This window comes from Conexibacter sp. W3-3-2 (assembly GCF_009707605.1).
GTDB lineage: Bacteria > Actinomycetota > Thermoleophilia > Solirubrobacterales > Solirubrobacteraceae > Paraconexibacter > Paraconexibacter algicola.
The window spans coordinates 4,515,657-4,531,125 of the sequence record NZ_WLYW01000001.1 but is presented as its reverse complement, the minus strand read 5'-3'; the positions used below and the strand labels follow the sequence as shown (position 1 = coordinate 4,531,125).

General features: G+C 75.3%; 14 protein-coding genes, 1 pseudogene and 1 riboswitch. Of the genes and pseudogenes, 6 read left to right on the top strand and 9 right to left on the bottom strand.

All coding sequences use genetic code 11. The features are described 5' to 3' along the window. Window positions 1-25: 25 nt before the first annotated feature. From GKE82_RS21695 to GKE82_RS21665, 7 genes and pseudogenes are all read right to left on the bottom strand, one after another. Window positions 26-525: pseudogene (locus GKE82_RS21695) on the bottom strand (MarR family winged helix-turn-helix transcriptional regulator). Between the two features lie 18 nt (window positions 526-543). Then, entirely contained in the window at window positions 544-942 is a 399-nt protein-coding gene (locus tag GKE82_RS21690) for a DUF6518 family protein (RefSeq protein ID WP_154734736.1), read from the bottom strand. Continuing rightward, window positions 939-2,264 (bottom strand): DUF4153 domain-containing protein, encoded by a 1,326-nt coding sequence (locus GKE82_RS21685; protein ID WP_154734735.1) that lies wholly within the window; start codon window positions 2,262-2,264, stop codon window positions 939-941. The genes GKE82_RS21690 and GKE82_RS21685 overlap by 4 nt, the downstream gene beginning before the upstream one ends. A gap of 75 nt (window positions 2,265-2,339) precedes the next feature. Then, window positions 2,340-3,284 carry an ATP-binding protein gene (locus GKE82_RS21680; RefSeq protein WP_309233753.1) on the bottom strand — a complete coding sequence of 315 codons (945 nt, stop codon included), beginning with the start codon at window positions 3,282-3,284 and terminating at the stop codon, window positions 2,340-2,342. Then, window positions 3,281-3,964, bottom strand: coding sequence for a response regulator transcription factor (locus GKE82_RS21675; RefSeq protein ID WP_107569200.1), 684 nt, complete (start codon window positions 3,962-3,964; stop codon window positions 3,281-3,283). The genes GKE82_RS21680 and GKE82_RS21675 overlap by 4 nt, the downstream gene beginning before the upstream one ends. 64 nt (window positions 3,965-4,028) lie before the next feature. Further along, window positions 4,029-4,838, bottom strand: a complete 810-nt coding sequence (locus GKE82_RS21670; RefSeq protein WP_107569198.1) for an HAD family phosphatase — start codon at window positions 4,836-4,838, stop codon at window positions 4,029-4,031. After that, entirely contained in the window at window positions 4,838-6,022 is a 1,185-nt protein-coding gene (locus GKE82_RS21665) for an acetyl-CoA C-acetyltransferase (protein WP_107569793.1), read from the bottom strand. The genes GKE82_RS21670 and GKE82_RS21665 overlap by 1 nt, the downstream gene beginning before the upstream one ends. 58 nt (window positions 6,023-6,080) lie before the next feature. Between GKE82_RS21665 and GKE82_RS21660 the strand changes: the two genes are divergently transcribed. The 4 genes from GKE82_RS21660 to GKE82_RS31005 all read left to right on the top strand — a co-directional run bounded on the left by GKE82_RS21660 (window position 6,081) and on the right by GKE82_RS31005 (window position 12,317). Further along, on the top strand, window positions 6,081-7,526 hold the full coding sequence (locus GKE82_RS21660; protein ID WP_158276842.1) for a leucyl aminopeptidase: 1,446 nt from the start codon (window positions 6,081-6,083) through the stop codon (window positions 7,524-7,526). 10 nt (window positions 7,527-7,536) lie between these two features. Next, window positions 7,537-8,643 (top strand): hypothetical protein, encoded by a 1,107-nt coding sequence (locus GKE82_RS21655; protein ID WP_154734734.1) that lies wholly within the window; start codon window positions 7,537-7,539, stop codon window positions 8,641-8,643. Between the two features lie 119 nt (window positions 8,644-8,762). Beyond that, window positions 8,763-9,875 (top strand): imelysin family protein, encoded by a 1,113-nt coding sequence (locus GKE82_RS21650; RefSeq protein ID WP_154734733.1) that lies wholly within the window; start codon window positions 8,763-8,765, stop codon window positions 9,873-9,875. A gap of 3 nt (window positions 9,876-9,878) precedes the next feature. After that, window positions 9,879-12,317: an FTR1 family protein gene (locus tag GKE82_RS31005; protein WP_154734732.1), complete on the top strand. Its 2,439-nt coding sequence runs from the start codon at window positions 9,879-9,881 to the stop codon at window positions 12,315-12,317. 3 nt (window positions 12,318-12,320) lie between these two features. Here the strand turns inward: GKE82_RS31005 and meaB are convergent, their stop codons facing one another. Next, window positions 12,321-13,301, bottom strand: coding sequence for a methylmalonyl Co-A mutase-associated GTPase MeaB (meaB, locus tag GKE82_RS21640; protein WP_107569188.1), 981 nt, complete (start codon window positions 13,299-13,301; stop codon window positions 12,321-12,323). A 26-nt stretch (window positions 13,302-13,327) separates the two neighbouring features. Between meaB and GKE82_RS30435 the strand changes: the two genes are divergently transcribed. Further along, window positions 13,328-14,011: an acyltransferase gene (locus tag GKE82_RS30435; RefSeq protein WP_309233752.1), complete on the top strand. Its 684-nt coding sequence runs from the start codon at window positions 13,328-13,330 to the stop codon at window positions 14,009-14,011. Continuing rightward, a complete protein-coding gene (locus GKE82_RS21630; RefSeq protein ID WP_309233751.1) occupies window positions 14,008-14,280 on the top strand; it encodes a DUF3253 domain-containing protein in 273 nt (90 codons plus the stop codon). The genes GKE82_RS30435 and GKE82_RS21630 overlap by 4 nt, the downstream gene beginning before the upstream one ends. Window positions 14,281-14,305: 25 nt before the next feature. On the opposite strand, the gene GKE82_RS29190 is transcribed toward GKE82_RS21630, so the two are convergent. Further along, on the bottom strand, window positions 14,306-15,037 hold the full coding sequence (locus tag GKE82_RS29190; protein ID WP_309233750.1) for a transglycosylase family protein: 732 nt from the start codon (window positions 15,035-15,037) through the stop codon (window positions 14,306-14,308). 3 nt (window positions 15,038-15,040) lie between these two features. Next, window positions 15,041-15,193, bottom strand: a riboswitch (cyclic di-AMP (ydaO/yuaA leader). Window positions 15,194-15,469 lie beyond the last annotated feature (276 nt).

Here is a 15,469-nt window from a genome sequence, read left to right as displayed (position 1 = left end):
CGTCCACCAACCGCGGCGGGGCCGGTCAGGCGGCGAAGTCGCCGGCGTCCGCGCGCAGCGTGGTCAGCACGCGCGTGAGCGCCTCGCGCTCCTCGACGCTCAGCGCCCCGACCGCGAAGTCCTCGGCGTTGAGGACCTCGGTCGCCCGCGTCGCCACGTCACGCCCCGCGTCGGTGATCCGGATGAGCGTCGTGCGCCCGTCGGTCGGGTGCGGCACGCGCTCCACGAGCCCGTCGCCCGCGAGCTTGTCGACCGCGTTGGTCACCGAGCTGCGGTGCACCTGCAGCCGCTCGCCGATCTTCCCCACCGGCAGCTCGCCGCTGCGCGTGAACAGCAGCAGCATCAGCGCCTCGTAGCGGGCGAACGTGATCCCGAACGGCTTCAGCAGCTCGTCGTAGCGCGCCAGCAGCAGCTGCTGGGCGCGGACGATCGAGGTGATCGCCGCCATCGCGCGGCCGGGCTCGGCCCCCAGCGCGCCTCCCAGTGGCGGCGCGCCTCGGCGATCGGATCGATCCGCAGGGTCACGGCCCGCAGGATAGGCGCTCACGGCAGCAGCGCCGCGAGCAGCCCGGCGCGGTCCAGGGCGACGGCCAGCAGCGGGGCGGCGAGCGCCAGCGCGCGGGCGGGCGGCGCCGCCCGCCGGGCCACCGCCCCCGCGGTCCCGAAGACCACGCCGGTGAGCACGCCCAGCAGCAGCCAGTGCAGCGGGGCGCCCAGCGGCGTCCCCGGCTCGGTGGCGGCGATCCACGCGTAGTACGCGCCGTTCGCGGCCGTCAGGACGAGCACCCCGGCCCGCGCCCCGGCCGCCGGCAGCAGGAGCCCCGCCAGCACGGCGGCCCCCACCCAGGTCGCGTTGTCGCTCAGCGGGACCGCGGTCGGCGTCGTCTCGTCGAGGCGGCTGAGCACCCCGAGCAGGAGGCCCGCCGGCAGGAGGACCCTCACCGCGCGCGCCACCGGGCGAGGTTCCAGCCCGCGGCCCCGTCGGGGCGGCGCAGACGGGCCTGGAGCGGCGCGACCGCCGCCGCGCGCAGGCCGACCGGCAGCGTGCGCAGCGCCGGCAGCGCGTCCGCGCTGAGGGACTGCAGGAACGGCAGGTCGACGGGCTCCCCCGCACGGGCGCGGTCGGCCGCGCGCTGCGCGATGCGCCTGTCCGGGTTCGCCAGCGAGAACGCGGCGACGGACCCGAGCGTCAGCAGCAGCGCCGCACGGGGAGCGTGCCGCGCCACGCGGGGACCGGTCCCGGCGGCGAGCACGAGGCCGACGAGCGCCCCGAGCCAGACGACGAGCGCGCCGCCCGCGAGCCGCACGCGCGTGAGGCCGTAGGCGTCCTGGACCAGGACGACCCGGTGCAGGGCGCTGGCCAGGACGACGAGGACGAGCAGGCAGATCGTGCCCAGCAGCGCCCGGACGACGGGATCGCGGCGCCGCGCCGCCACCGCGACGACGGCGAGCGTGAGCGCCGCCACGAGCAGCAGCTGGACGACCCCCTGGCGGGCGTAGTCGCCGTAGCCCAGCCCGGTGGTCCGCCGCACGTACTCCGCGCCCCCGAACAGCACGCGCAGCTGGACCGCGACGAACAGGGCGAACAGCAGCGTCAGCGCCCCCAGCGCGACCCGCAGCTCGATCCGCCCGGGTGCCGGGCCCCGCGGCGCCGGCCCGTGCTCGGTCCCACGGGCGGCGGCGTGCGCCAGCGCCCCGCACGTCGCGAGCACGACCACCGCGAGCACCCCCCGGGCGACCAGCACGCCGGTGCGGACCTCGACGTCCGCGAGCCCGCCCGCGAGCTGCGCGAACGCCCCGTCGGCCGAGACGAGCAGCGTCCCGAACGCGGCCACCAGGGCGGCCGCGAGCGCGGCGCCGCGCAGCAGCGGCCCGACGGTCCCGGCCGCGCCCGACCCGTCCGGCAGCGCCCGCCGCAGCGCACCCGCGACGAGCGCACCACCCCGCCCCCACCGCAGCGGGACCGCGGGCAGCGCGCGCAGCGCCGCCCAGCCGCCCGGCGGCCGCACGATGGCGGCGCAGGCGAGCGCGAACGCCGGGACGGTCAGGGCGAGCACCCATGCGGCGTCGCGCAGGACCGGCTGGACCGCCAGCAGGGCCGCGATCGCGCCGAGGCCGACGGACCGCCGCGGCGCCGCCGCCAGCGCGGCGCCGAGCACGAGCAGGAGCACGACGGCCAGCGCGAGGCCGACGCGGTGATGGGCGACCGCGACGGCGGCCAGCAGCGCGGCCGCGAGCGAGCGGCACAGGACGGGACGGGACATGCGGGGACCTCCCTGAAGGGGTCGGGTTCGACGGACGACGGGACGGGCGGCGGGCGAGACCGGCCGCCGGCGGGGCTAGCGCGCCGCGGGCAGCTCGAGCACCATGCGGCACCCGTGCGGGGCGACGGGCTCGGCGCGCAGCGCGCCGCCGTGCAGCTCGACGATCGAGCGCGAGATCGCGAGGCCCAGCCCGGAGCCCGCGACGGTCCGTGACCGGTCGGCGCGCGCGAAGCGGTCGAAGAGCCGCTCGGCGTCGCCCGGCGGCAGCCCCGGGCCACGGTCCTCCACCTCCACGCGGACCCCGTCCCCCGCGGGCTGCGCCCGCACCACGACCGGGCTGCCCGGCGCGTGGCGGGCCGCGTTCTCCAGCAGGTTGTCGACGACCTGCAGCAGCCGGTCGGCGTCGCCGTGCAGCACGAGGTCGGCGGGCGCCTCCAGCGCGACGTCGCGGCCGGCCACGAGCTCCCCCACCGGGAACGGCCGACGGCGCAGCGCGACCGAGCCGGCCTCGAGCGCGGACAGGTCCAGCAGCTGGTCGGCGAGCCGCCCGAGCCGCTCGACCTGCGCGAGCAGCGCCGGGAGGTCGGCGGGCTGGACCCCGTCGACCGCGTTCTCCAGCGCGGCGCGCAGGGCGCTGATGGGCGTGCGCAGCTCGTGTGCGGCGTCCGCCACGAGATCGCGGCGGGCACGGTCCAGCGTCTCGAGCTCGGCGGCCATGACGTTGAAGGCGGCCGCGAGCTGCCCGACCTCGTCGCGGGAGGTCTCCGGCACGCGCTGGCCGTGCTCGCCGCGCGCCATCGCCTCCGCCGCGCGGGCCATCGCGCGCAGCGGCGACGTCAGCCCGCGGGCGACGAGCTGGACGGAGACGAGCGACAGGACCAGGGCCGCGAGCGCGCCCCAGCGCAGCCGCAGGCCGAGCTTCGCGGCGACCACCATCGTCGCCAGCGTCACGAGGATCGCCAGGACGATGACGAGCCCGAGCTTCAGCTTCAGCGAGGCGATGCGGGCCAGCGGGCTCACGTCGAGCCGTCCCCGAGCGCGTAGCCGTGGCGCTGCACCGTGCGGACGATCCCGGCGCCGACCTTGCGGCGCAGGCCGGCGACGTGCGAGTCGACCGTCCGGGTGGTGCCGCCCGCGCCGTGCCAGTCCCACACCTCCGCCAGCAGCTCCTCGCGGGAGAACGCGCGCGACGGCCGGCGCGCGAGCGTCGCCAGGAGGTCGAACTCGGTCGGCGTCAGGTGGATCTCGCGGTCGTCGCGCAGCACCCGCCGGCCGTCAAGGTCCACGGTCACCGCGCCGAGGCGCAGCGGTCCGTCCGGCGTGGAGGCGGCCCGGGCGCTGCGACGCAGCACCGCGGTGACGCGCGCGACCAGCTCGCGCATGCTGAACGGCTTCGTGAGGTAGTCGTCGGCCCCGACCCCCAGTCCCACCAGCAGGTCGGCCTCCGCGTCGCGCGCGGTGAGGAAGAGGACCGCGACCGGGCGCTCGGACTGGATCCGGCGGCAGACCTCGATCCCGTCGAAGCCCGGCAGCATCCAGTCCAGCACGACGAGGTCCGGGGCGTGCGCGGCACAGGCCTCGACCCCGGCCGGGCCGCTGTGGGCGACCTCGACCCGGTGCCCCTCGGCGCGCAGCCGGGCGGCGACCGCGTCCGCGATCTGCTCCTCGTCCTCGATCACCACGATCGTCGCGCCGCTCATCGCCGACGATGCTAGGCGCCGCAGGTGCGCGTCGTGTCGCGCACGTGTGCGGATCGTGTGCAGGTCAGGCCGGCGGCACGCGGCGGCCGCGTGCCGCCGTGGCGCCCGCGGTCCCGACGAGCGCGGCCGCGCCGACCGCCCCGAACGCCTTGAGCCGACGGCCGAGCTGCTCGAAGCGCAGGACCTCCCAGCCCTCCTGCTCGGCGATCCGGCCGAGCGGGACGTCGGGGTTGACGGCGACGGGGTTGCCGACCGCGCGCAGCAGCGGCAGGTCGCTCTCCGAGTCGGAGTACGCGTACGACGCGGCGAGGTCGATGCCCTCGGCGGCCGCCAGCTCGCGGACCCGCTGGGCCTTGCCCTCGCGGTAGGAGAACGGGCCGTCCTCGCGGCCCGTGTAGACGCCGTCGGCGTCGACCTCGTAGCGGGAGCCCAGGCCGCCGTCGAACGCGAGCACCTGGGCGAGCAGCTCGGCCAGGCCCTGCGAGGCGGCCGTGGCGATGTAGACCTGCCGGCCCGCGTCCTGGTGCCCGTAGGCGACCTCGAGCATCTGCGGGTAGATCCGCGGCAGCACCCCGGCGAGCACGCGCGGCGCGAGCCGCGCGAACTCCTTCTCGTGGTGCCCCTCGATCATGCGGCAGACCCGCTCGCGGACCTCGTCGGTCGCCGCGTCGGTGGAGCCGTTGAGGCGGAACTTGACGTTCGCCCAGCCGTCGGAGGCGAGCTGCCGGCGGCCGATGACGCCGGTCTCGTAGGCCGCCCGGGCCCAGAAGAGCCCGGACGACCCGGCCATCAGCGTCCGGTCGAGGTCGAAGAAGGCGGCTGGACGCCGGGCGTCCGGCGTCGCCGCGATCTCCTCACCCGGACCGCTCGTCATCAGGCGGCCGGCACCCGCACGATGATCGCGTCGCCCTGGCCGCCGCCGGAGCAGATCGCCGCGCAGCCCAGGCCGCCGCCGCGACGGCGCAGCTCGAGCACGAGCGCCCCGATGATGCGGGCGCCGGACGCGCCGATCGGGTGCCCGAGGGCCACCGCGCCGCCGTTGACGTTCACGCGGTCCTCGTCGAGGTTCAGCATCCGCGAGGAGTGCAGGGCGACCGAGGCGAACGCCTCGTTGATCTCCCAGAGGTCGATGTCCGAGGGCTGCAGGCCCGCCCGGTCGAGCGCCTTGAGCGCCGCGGTCGCGGGCGTCGTGCCGAGGATGTGGAACTCGTTGGCCGACTGCGCGTGCGTGACGATCTCGGCGAGGACCTCCTTGCCGTTCGCGGCCGCCCACTCGTCGGAGGCGAACACGAGGGCGCCCGCGCCGTCGTTGACCCCCGGCGAGTTGCCGGCCGTGTGCGAGCCCTCCTTGGAGACGAGGCCCGGCAGACCGGCGAGCGACTCGAGCGTGGAGCCGCGGCGCGGCGCCTCGTCGGTGTCGACGACCGTGTCGCCCTTGCGGCCCTTGACGGTGACCGGGACGATCTCCTCGGCCATCTTGCCCTCGTCGATCGACTGCAGCGCGAGCTCGTGGGAGCGCAGCGCCCAGCGGTCGAGGTCGGGACGGGTGATCTCCATCTCGTCGCCGACCTCGGTCGCCTCGACGAACATCTGCTTGCCGGTGAAGGCGTTGGTGAGCCCGTCGTGGACCATCGCGTCGAGGGTCTTGGCGTCGCCCATGCGGTAGCCGAAGCGCGCGTTGGGGAGCAGGTACGGGGCCTGGCTCATCGACTCCTGGCCGCCGCCGACGCCGACCGTGACGTCCCCGGCGCGGATCGCCTGGTCGAGGATCACCGCGGCGCGCACGGAGGAGGCGCACACCTTGTTGATCGTCTCGGAGGAGACCTCCTTCGGGATGCCGGCCTTGATCTGCGCCTGACGCGAGGGGATCTGCCCCTCGCCGGCCTGCAGGACCTGGCCCATCACGACGTGGTCGACCTGCTCGGGAGCGACGTCCGCGCGCTCGAGGGCCGCGGAGATGGCGACCGCGCCCAGCTCGGGAGCGCGGAGGGTGGACAGGCCGCCGCCCATCTTGCCGATGGGGGTGCGGGCGGTGCCGAGGATGACGGTCTTGGGCATAGAGGCGGGATGGTACGCCCATGTGGCGCCGCGGCACCCGCAGGGTAGGTTGGACGGCATGGAGATCACCCCGACCACGTCCGCCCCGCTGGAGACCGGCGCCGACACGATCGTCGTCGGCCTCGTCGAGGGCGAGGGCGTCCCCCACGACCTCGAGGGCGGCGAGCTCGGCGCGCTGCTGGCCGCGGGCGAGGCGAAGACGACCCGCAACCACCTCGCGGTGACCCACGCGGCCGGCGCCCGCTGGATCCTCGTCGGGCTCGGCGCCCGCGACGGCCTCACGGCCGAGCGCGCCCGGGTCGCGGCGGCGAAGGTCGTCGGGCGCGCGAAGGAGCTCGGGACCTCCTCCCTGTGCTGGGAGATCCCCCACCACGTCGGCGACGACGTCGTCGCCGGGCTCGTCGAGGGCACGGTCATGAGCCTCTACCGGTTCACCGCGTTCAAGTCCTCCGACGACGGCGGCGGCTCGATCGGCCGGCTCGTGTTCAGCGACCACCACGACCGCGGCCAGGCGGTCGCGGCGGCCGCCGTGGTCGCCCGCGCGGTGAACGCCGCGCGCGACCTGCAGAACACGCCCGCCAACCACATGACGCCGTCGCTCCTGGCCGAGCGGGCGCGGACCCTGTCGACCGAGGTCGGCGGCCTCGTCGTCGAGGTCGAGGGCCGCGAGGAGATCGTCGGCCGCGGCATGGGCGCGTTCGGCGCCGTCGCGCAGGGCTCCTACGAGGACCCGAAGCTCATCGTGCTGCGCTACGCGGACCCGGACGCGACGGGTCCCCGCCTGGGCCTCGTCGGCAAGGCGGTGACGTTCGACACCGGCGGGATCTCGCTGAAGCCCGCAGGGAAGATGCACGAGATGAAGTTCGACATGTCGGGCGGCGCCGCGGTGATCGAGGCGATGGGCGCGATCGCCTCGCTGCGGCTGCCGATCGACGTGATCGCCGTGGTCGGCGCGACCGAGAACATGCCGTCGGGCCGCTCGATGAAGCCCGGTGACGTCGTCACCGCGATGAACGGCACGACGATCGAGATCAACAACACCGACGCCGAGGGCCGGCTCGTGCTGGCCGACTGCCTGGCCCACGCGGTCGCGCAGGGCGCCGAGCGGATCATCGACCTCGCGACGCTGACCGGCGCGATCGTGTCGGCGCTGGGGTCGACCTACATCGGCCTGATGAGCAACGACGACGACTGGGCGTCGACGGTCGGCGCGGCGGCGGACCGCGCGGGCGAGCTCGCCTGGCGGCTGCCGCTGCACCAGGAGTACGCGGACCTCATCAAGGGCCAGTACGCGGACATCGTCAACGCCGTCGAGAACCGCAAGGCGGGCTCGATCACCGCCGCGGAGTTCCTGCGCCGGTTCGTCGGCGACGTGCCGTGGGCGCACCTGGACATCGCCGGGACCGCCTGGAACACCGGTCGGGCGTACGCGCCGAAGGGCGGCAACGGGGTCGGCGTGCGGCTGCTCGTCGAGCTCGCGCGGGCGCACGCCGCCCAGGACTGAGCGCGGGCCGATGGGCCGCTGGCGCCGTCGGCTGCTGCTGTTCGCCGTCCTGCTCGGGGCCTACGGGGCGACCCTGGCCCTGAGCACGGGCGGCCGCGACGCGCGCACCGACGACGAGGCGCACGTCCTGCTCGTCGCGGAGTCGATCGTCTCCGACGGCGACGTCGACCTGCGCGACGAGTACCGCGCGCGGGCGTGGCGGGCGTTCACCGACGGCCCGGTGGAGCCCGCCGGCACGCTGACGAACGGGCGCCTGCACGAGCCCTACGGGGTCGCGCTCGGGGCGCTCGTCGCGCCCGCGTACGCGCTCGGCGGGGCGCTGGGCGCGGAGCTGCTGCTCGCGGCCCTGCTGGCGGCCGCGTTCGTCGTCGCGGCCGGGGTCGCGCGGCGGCTCGTGCCCGACCCGTGGCCGACCGGCCTGACGCTGGCGGTCGGGCTGTCGCCGCCGGCGTTGCTGGCCGCCGGGACCGTCGCGCCCGCGACGCCCGCGGCGCTGCTGCTGATCGCGGCGGTGGCGCTCGCCCTGCGGGTCCGCGACCGTCCGCGGCTGGCGCCGACCGCGGGCTGCGCGGCGCTCGTGGCGCTGCTGCCCTGGCTGGCGATCGGGCTGCTGCTGCCGGCGCTCGTCGTGGCGCTCGCGCTCGCGCGCTGGCTGCGACGGCGCAGCCGCGGGCTGGTGGGGTTCACCGCGCTGGAGGTCGTGCTGACCAGCGGCGTGTTCTTCGTGGCGGTGAACGACCGGCTGTTCGGCGGCGCCGTGCCCGACGCGGCGCGGGCGACGGGCGCCCCGCCGGTCGGCGTGTGGGACCTCGAGCAGGCGGGCGAGCTGCTGCGGGCCCCGGTGCTCGCGCTCGTGCTCGTCGCGGCGGGGCTGCTCGTGCGGTCGCGTCGCGAGCGGCTCGCGGTGGCGCTGCCGGAGCAGCTCGATGTCGAGATCGCGGTCACGCTGCTGCTGCTCGTGGTGGCGGCGTGCGTGCTGCAGCCGGTCGCCGCGCTCCCGGTCGCGGCGGCGCTCGCCGCCTGGTCCGCGCGGCGGGTGCCGCGGACGGCCCGGGGGCTGGTCGCACTGACGGCGGTGGGCTCCGTGTGGCTGCTCGCCGCCGGCCCGCTGACCTGAACGCGCCATCTCCGACGTCCACGGTCGGAATGCCGTACGCTTGCGACCACCAACGGCAGGTGGCCCTTACTTAGCGCAAGCGGCCGCCCCTACATCAGCCCCCACGGAGTCATCGCACCATGAGCCGTCCCCGCCCCGCGCGCCGTCGCGCAACCCTCGCCTGCGCCCTCGTCGCCACCGCCCTGCTCGCCGCCGGATGCGGCGACGACGGCGACGACACCGCCGCACGCCCGGCCACCACGGGTGCCGCCGCCGGCGCCGACCTCGGCGCGGTCAAGACCTACCTGCTCGACCACACCCGCGAGCTCGTGCGCGAGACCGGCACGCTGCGCACCCAGGCCGAGCGCTACCACGCGCTCGCCGCCGCCGTCGACTTCGACCACGCCCGCCTGCTGCGCACCCGGCGCGCCGAGGTCCGCACGCTGCTGCGCGACGCGCAGGCGACGTTCCGCCGGGCCAACCCGGCCTACGAGCAGGCCGAGGGCGTCGTCGCGGGCGTGCCCGTCCTCGCCGACTACGACGTCATCCTCGACGCCGGCAGCGACGCGAGCGACCCCGCGAGCGCCGTGCCGTTCTCGATCGAGACGCCCGCGGGCAGGACCTACGAGCAGCCCGGCAACTTCTTCTTCCTGCTCGAGTCCTCGCTGTTCGGCACCGAGCCGAGGTTCGCCGCCAAGGACGTGACGCCCGACCTCGACGGCGACGGCACGGTCGAGTTCGGCGAGGCGCTCCCCGACGCCGACTTCTACGTTGCCGCCGCACGCGACTTCGAGAAGAACGCCAAGGAGCTCGACGCCGCGGCGAAGGCGTGGACGCCCGCACCGGCCGACGCGTTCACCGCCGTCGTCGTGATGACGCCGACGATGAGCGAGTACTTCGAGGCATGGAAGAACTCGCGCTTCATCGCCGGCGACGACGCGTCGGAGAAGGGCTTCGTCGCGACGTCGCGCCTGGCCGACATCACCGACATCCTCTCCGGCCTCGTCCTCGTCTACGACAGCATCGAGCCGGCGATCGGCACCGTCGACCCGTCGCAGGCCGAGCAGACCGGGCGGGCGCTGACCGACCTGCGCGACTTCGCCGCCAAGCTCCGCAAGGAGGAGCAGGCCGGCAGGACGTTCACCGCCGAGGACGCCGAGACGCTCGGCGGCGAGGCGCAGACGCGCGCGGAGGCGGTCGCCGGCCAGGTCTCGCAGGCCGCGGGCAAGCTTGGCATCACGCTGGAGGACTGAGCCGTGCGGTCCCGGACGATCGTCGCGGCACTCGCCGCGCTGCTGTCGCTCCTGGCGCTCGCCGGCCCGGCGCGCGCCGCCGATCCGGCGTGGCGGACCGCCGAGCAGGTCCGCGACCGCCTCTTCGACGCCCAGCAGGCGCTGATTCTCGACGGCCCGCGCGAGGCGGCGAAGGCCGCCGACGCCGCGGCCGACGCGTACGCCGGCGCCCTGCGCGACGGCATCGCGCAGGCGGATCCCGCCGCCGACCGGACCGTCCGCTCCGAGCTCGCCGCCGCCCGCCGCGCGGCGGCCGACGGCGACGCCCCGGTGCTCGCGGCCGCGCGCGGCGCCATCCGCGCCGCGCTCCTGCGCGGCAGCGCCACCGTGACGCTGCGCGCCGTGCGCGCGGGAGACGCCGACACCGCCCGCGAGTGGCTGCTGCTGCGCGAGTTCCGCACCGCCACGCGCTTCACCCGCGCGGGGGCCGACGGCACGCTCGCCGTCGAGCAGCTCGACACCGGGAAGCTCTCCCCCGCGAAGGCCGAGCAGGCCGTCCGCAAGGACCTCCTGGACGCCTACCAGGGCCGGCTGCGCGAGCTGCTCGCCGACGCCGCGCGCAACGCCCAGCGCGGCTTCCGCGCCCCGTGGGCCGAGGCGGCCGCCCAGGCCGACGGCTCCTGGCGCATCCTCGCCGGCCGCTACCGCGAGGACCGCGGCGAGGCCGCCACGCAGACCGCCGACCGCGCCTTCGCCGCGCTGCGGCGCGCCGCGTCCGCGGGCGACGCGACCGCCGCGGCCACGGCCCAGCGGCGCGTCGCCGCTGCCCTGGACGGCTTCACGGCCGCCCCGTTCACGGCGCAGGAGTCCGCCCGCCGCGCCCAGCAGCTGCTGCGGTTCGTCGCCCTGATCCCGGTCGAGTACCGCCGCGGCACGAAGGACGACGAGGTCACCAAGGACTTCGAGATCCAGGAGGCCGTCGCCTTCCAGGCGGGCGCGGTCGCCGCGTTCGCCGACCTCCAGGACCAGCTGACCCGCCGCGGGCGCGCGCAGACGCTGCGCGCCAAGGCGGACCTCGAGACCCTCGGGACGATGGTCGATCGCGCGGCGACGACGACCCGGGGCGTCCCCACCGCCGACGAGGTCGAGGACGTCGAGGACCGCATCGACGACGGCCTGCGCGCGATCATGCCCGACGCCTGGACCGAGCCGACCGACGAGTCCGACTACGACCTGATCGCGCTGACGCTCGACCGCATGGAGGCGGCGGTCGGCGCCGGGCAGTACCGCCAGGCCGAGCAGGCCCGCCTGGAGGCCTACGCGTTCTTCGAGTTCGGCCCCGAGCGCCGGCTGAAGTCCTTCGACCAGGGCCTCGCGCTCACCGTCGAAGGGCTGATCTGGTTCGGCGCCGACGACAAGGACGGCCTCGCGACGCTGATCGCCGACCGCGCCCCGCGCCGGCAGATCCGCGAGACGCGCGTGCAGCTCGACAAGCGCCTCGGCGACGCCGCCGCCACGCTCGGCGACTCCGCCAACCGCGCGACCGTCGTCACCAACGCCGCGATCATCGTGTTCCGCGAGGGTCTCGAGGGCGTCCTCATCCTCGCCGCGATCACCGCGTCGTTCGTCGGCGTGCGGCGCCGCAACCGCCGTCCCGTGTTCGTCGGGGCGCTGCTGGGCCTGCTCGTCTCGCTGATCACCTGGGTGCTCGCGCAGACGCTGCTGCGGTCCCTGGACCAGTACGGCGAGAAGCTCGAGGCGGTCGTCGGCCTGATCGCGATCGGCGTGCTGCTGCTGATCACCAACTGGTTCTTCCACCGCGTCTACTGGAGCGAGTGGATCGGCAAGTTCCACCGGCAGCGCAAGAAGATCGAGACGATGGACAAGGTCGGGTTCTTCTCGGCCCAGGTCCTCGGCCTGGGGCTGCTCGGGCTGACGAGCGTCTACCGTGAGGGCTTCGAGACCGTCCTGTTCCTGCAGTCGCTGCAGCTCAGCGCCGGGACCGCCGCGGTCGTCGAGGGCGCCGGGCTCGGCCTCGCCCTCACGTTCCTCGTCGCGGTCGTGACCTTCGCCCTGCAGCGCAAGCTCCCCTACAAGAAGATGCTGATCGTCACCGGGGTGATGATCGGCTTCGTGCTCGTCGTGATGGTCGGCCAGACCGCCCGCACGATGCAGGGCACCGGCTGGCTGCCGATCACGCCGCTCGACGTGGACATGCCCTACTGGTCCGGCCTCTGGTTCGGCGTCTACCCCACGTGGGAGACCGTCGGCGCCCAGGTGATCGCCGCGGTGTTCGTGATCGGCTCCTACTACCTCGCGCGCGAGGTCAAGGTGAAGCGCCCGGTCCGCAAGGCCGTCGAGCGCGGTGATCTGCGCGCCGAGGACGCCAAGGCCGCCGAGGCCGACCCGGAGATCGGTGCGGGCGGCGTGCCCGCCGAGCCGGCGGTCATCGGCGACCGCTGAGCCCTAGGCCCGCGCGTCGGGCGCGTCGAGCTCGGCCAGCACGCGGGTCGCCGCGGTGGCGGGGTCGAGCTTGCGCGCGACGACCTCGTCGAGCATCGCCTGGAACCGCTCGTCGGCGGCGAGGCGCTCCTCGAGCGCGCGGCGCATCCGCGCGGTGCAGATCGCGAGGACCTCGTTGCGGAGGTTGCGCGTGCGGCGCTCGCTGAGCGTCCCCTCCTCCTCGATGTAGGAGCGGTGCGCGTCGAGCTGCTCGAGCAGCTCGTCGACGCCCTTGCCGAACGCGGCCTCGGTCTTGACGATCGGGACGCGCCAGCCGCTCTCGGGCGCCAGCGACAGGACCGACCGGATCTCCCGGACCATCGTGTCGGTCATCGGGTGGTCGGCCTTGTTGACGACGATGATGTCCGGGATCTCCATGACGCCGGCCTTCAGCGCCTGGATCGAGTCACCCGAGCCCGGCATCAGCACGAGCACGACGGTGTCCGCGTGGTCGATGACGTCGATCTCGGCCTGGCCGACCCCGACGGTCTCGAGCAGCACGTCCTGCTTGCCCGCCGCGTCCATGAGCAGCGCCCCCTGCAGGGCGGCCTCCGAGAGGCCGCCCAGGGCACCGCGGTTGGCCATCGAGCGGATGAACACCCCGGGGTCGAGGAAGTGCTCGGTCAGGCGGATGCGGTCGCCGAGCAGCGCGCCCTTCGTGAACGGGGACGACGGGTCGATCGACAGCACGGCGACCTGCCGGTCCTGCTCGCGGCGCAGCTTCGTCAGCGCGCTGATGAGCGTCGACTTGCCCGCGCCCGGCGCCCCGGTGAGGCCGACGATCGCCGCCCTGCCGGTGTGCGGGTACACCTCGCGCACCAGCTCCCAGCCGGCCGGGTCGTCGTTCTCGACGAGCGTGATCGCGCGGGCGAGCGCGCGCTTGTCGCCGTCGAGCAGCCGCTGGGCCAGCGACCGCTTCTCGGTGGGGTTCGGCGCATCGGACATGGACGGGGCAGATTACCCTTGCGCCTGTGGATCCCGCCCTCTCCCCTCCCGTGGCGACCGACGCGTCGCCGCCGACGGTCCGCGGCGAGCCGCCGCCCCTGCGCGGCGGGATCGGCACGTTCCTGCGGTTCGCGCGCGAGCACGGGATGTTCCGCCCCCAGTACCTGCGGATGGGCCTGCGGCTCGCGTGGCTGAAGCTCCGCTTCGGCGAGCGGCTGCAGCTCGACGGGGTCGCGTTCGTGTGCCCGAAGGTCACGTTCGAGATCGGGCCGAACGCCGTCGTGCACCTCGGGCGCTGGTCGTGGCTGGGCCACGGCACGAAGGTCCGCGCGCACGAGGGCGAGGTGCGGATCGGCGCGAAGACCGTTCTCGGCCAGGAGTGCACGGTCAGCTGCTACCAGCACGTGTCGATCGGCCGGGAGTGCATCGTCGCCGACCGGGCGATGTTCATCGACTTCGACCACGGCGTCGTCGACGTGGAGCGTCCGATCCGCGCCCAGGGCATCTACATGCGCGACGTGCGCGTCGGGCACAACGTCTGGGTCGGCTACGGGGCCTGCTTCCTGCGCGGCGTGACGGTCGGCGACAACGCGGTCGTCGGCACCAACAGCGTCGTCACCCGCGACGTGCCCGCCAACGCGGTCTCGGGCGGGGTCCCCGCCCGCGTGCTGCGCATGCGGGACGCACCGACGCGGCTGCGCTGGTCGTGAGCGGCCCGTCGGACCGGGCGATCGAGGAGACGATCCTCGCGCTGCTCGACGCGCGCGGGAGCGCGACGAGCGGCAGGACGATCTGCCCGTCGGAGGCCGCGCGGGCGCTCGCGGGCGACGACGGCTTCCGCCCGCTCATGGAGCCGGTGCGCGCGGTGGCGTTCGCCCTGGCCGACCGGGGCGTCGTGCAGGTCACGCAGCGCGGTCGGGTGGTGGACGGTCGCGCGGCGCGCGGACCGATCCGGCTGCGCCGGCCCCCGGAGGCCTGAGGACGGCGCGGGGTGCTGCGGTCGGTCAGCCGCGGCGGGCCGCGGCGGCGGCCTTCGGGCCGCAGACCGGCCAGGGGTCGACGCCCTGGCGGTCGTAGAGCACGTAGGCGCGCTTGTCCTGCTCGTCCTCGGGCGCGGCGGCGGGATCACCGGAGCCGCCCATCGCGGCCCACGTGTCGACGTGGAACTGGTACTTGCCGCGGTAGGTGCCGTCGGGCGAGACGATCGTCGGATCGCCCCCGGACTCGCACTCGGCGATCTGCTCGAGGACGCGCATCGCCTTGGCGGGGATGGTGTCGGGGAGCGTGACCTTCGCCGGCGGGTTCTTCGAGCCCACCGGGCCGGCGGAGGCGGACGTCGGGACGAGCCCGAGCGCGCGCAGCGTCGCGGGGCCGGCGATGCCGTCGACCGTGAGCTTCTTGCGGCGCTGGAACCGCATGACGGCGATCTTCGTCGTGCGCCCGTAGACGCCGTCGACGCGGATCTTCAGGCGGCGCTGCAGCGAGCGCACGCGGCGGCCGCGCGAGCCGGGCTTGAGCGTGCGCACCGCCGACGGGCCGGCGGCCGGCGTCGTGGTCGCAGGCGTCGCGGCCTGCGTGGTGGCGGGCGCCGGCGCGGCCTGCGGCGTCGCACCCCCGGTGTTGGCCGGGGCCTCGGTCTGCGCCTGGGCGGCGCCCGGGACGGCGAAGGCGCACGCGAGGGCGAGCAGCGGTCCGGCGGTCCGGCGGTTGAGCAGCGTTGTCACGACGTCCAGCACCCCTTGGGTTGTCTCGTCGCCTACGGGGTTAGCTGTCGGGCTCGCGCGTGAGACTGCGCTACGCCGCATCGTGCGGCGATTCGCCCCAGGACCGTGGTCCACTGGGTCCCCCGTTCCCCGCGGCACAGGGCGGCGGGGACTCGGCGTCTGGTTCGGCCGCCTCTGACGGCCGCCGAGAACAGTAGCAACCGAACGCGGGTTCGCGACCCCGTCGCGTTACGGATCCACATCCAGATAGCTCGACCTCATGTCGAGCTTGAGGGTTACGGACACGATGTCCGACCCCGTGAGGGTCGGAAATTCCGTGATCATCACGGGAGTTCGGTCAACTCTCGACCATTGCTGGAGGGTTTCGGCGTTCGCGGTCGACGGCGACATAACCACCCGCGACCATGGCGCGTGGACGCTTACCGCCGCGGGCTGCGCGGACGG

Coding starts and splice junctions, on each gene's coding strand:
- GKE82_RS21685 (WP_154734735.1), bottom strand. CDS start 2,264: ATGTCCCGTCCCGTCCTGTGCCGCTCGCTCGCGGCCGCGCTGCTGGCC.
- GKE82_RS21675 (WP_107569200.1), bottom strand. CDS start 3,964: ATGAGCGGCGCGACGATCGTGGTGATCGAGGACGAGGAGCAGATCGCG.
- GKE82_RS21670 (WP_107569198.1), bottom strand. CDS start 4,838: ATGACGAGCGGTCCGGGTGAGGAGATCGCGGCGACGCCGGACGCCCGG.
- GKE82_RS21665 (WP_107569793.1), bottom strand. CDS start 6,022: ATGCCCAAGACCGTCATCCTCGGCACCGCCCGCACCCCCATCGGCAAG.
- GKE82_RS21660 (WP_158276842.1), top strand. CDS start 6,081: ATGGAGATCACCCCGACCACGTCCGCCCCGCTGGAGACCGGCGCCGAC.
- GKE82_RS21655 (WP_154734734.1), top strand. CDS start 7,537: ATGGGCCGCTGGCGCCGTCGGCTGCTGCTGTTCGCCGTCCTGCTCGGG.
- GKE82_RS21650 (WP_154734733.1), top strand. CDS start 8,763: ATGAGCCGTCCCCGCCCCGCGCGCCGTCGCGCAACCCTCGCCTGCGCC.
- meaB (WP_107569188.1), bottom strand. CDS start 13,301: ATGTCCGATGCGCCGAACCCCACCGAGAAGCGGTCGCTGGCCCAGCGG.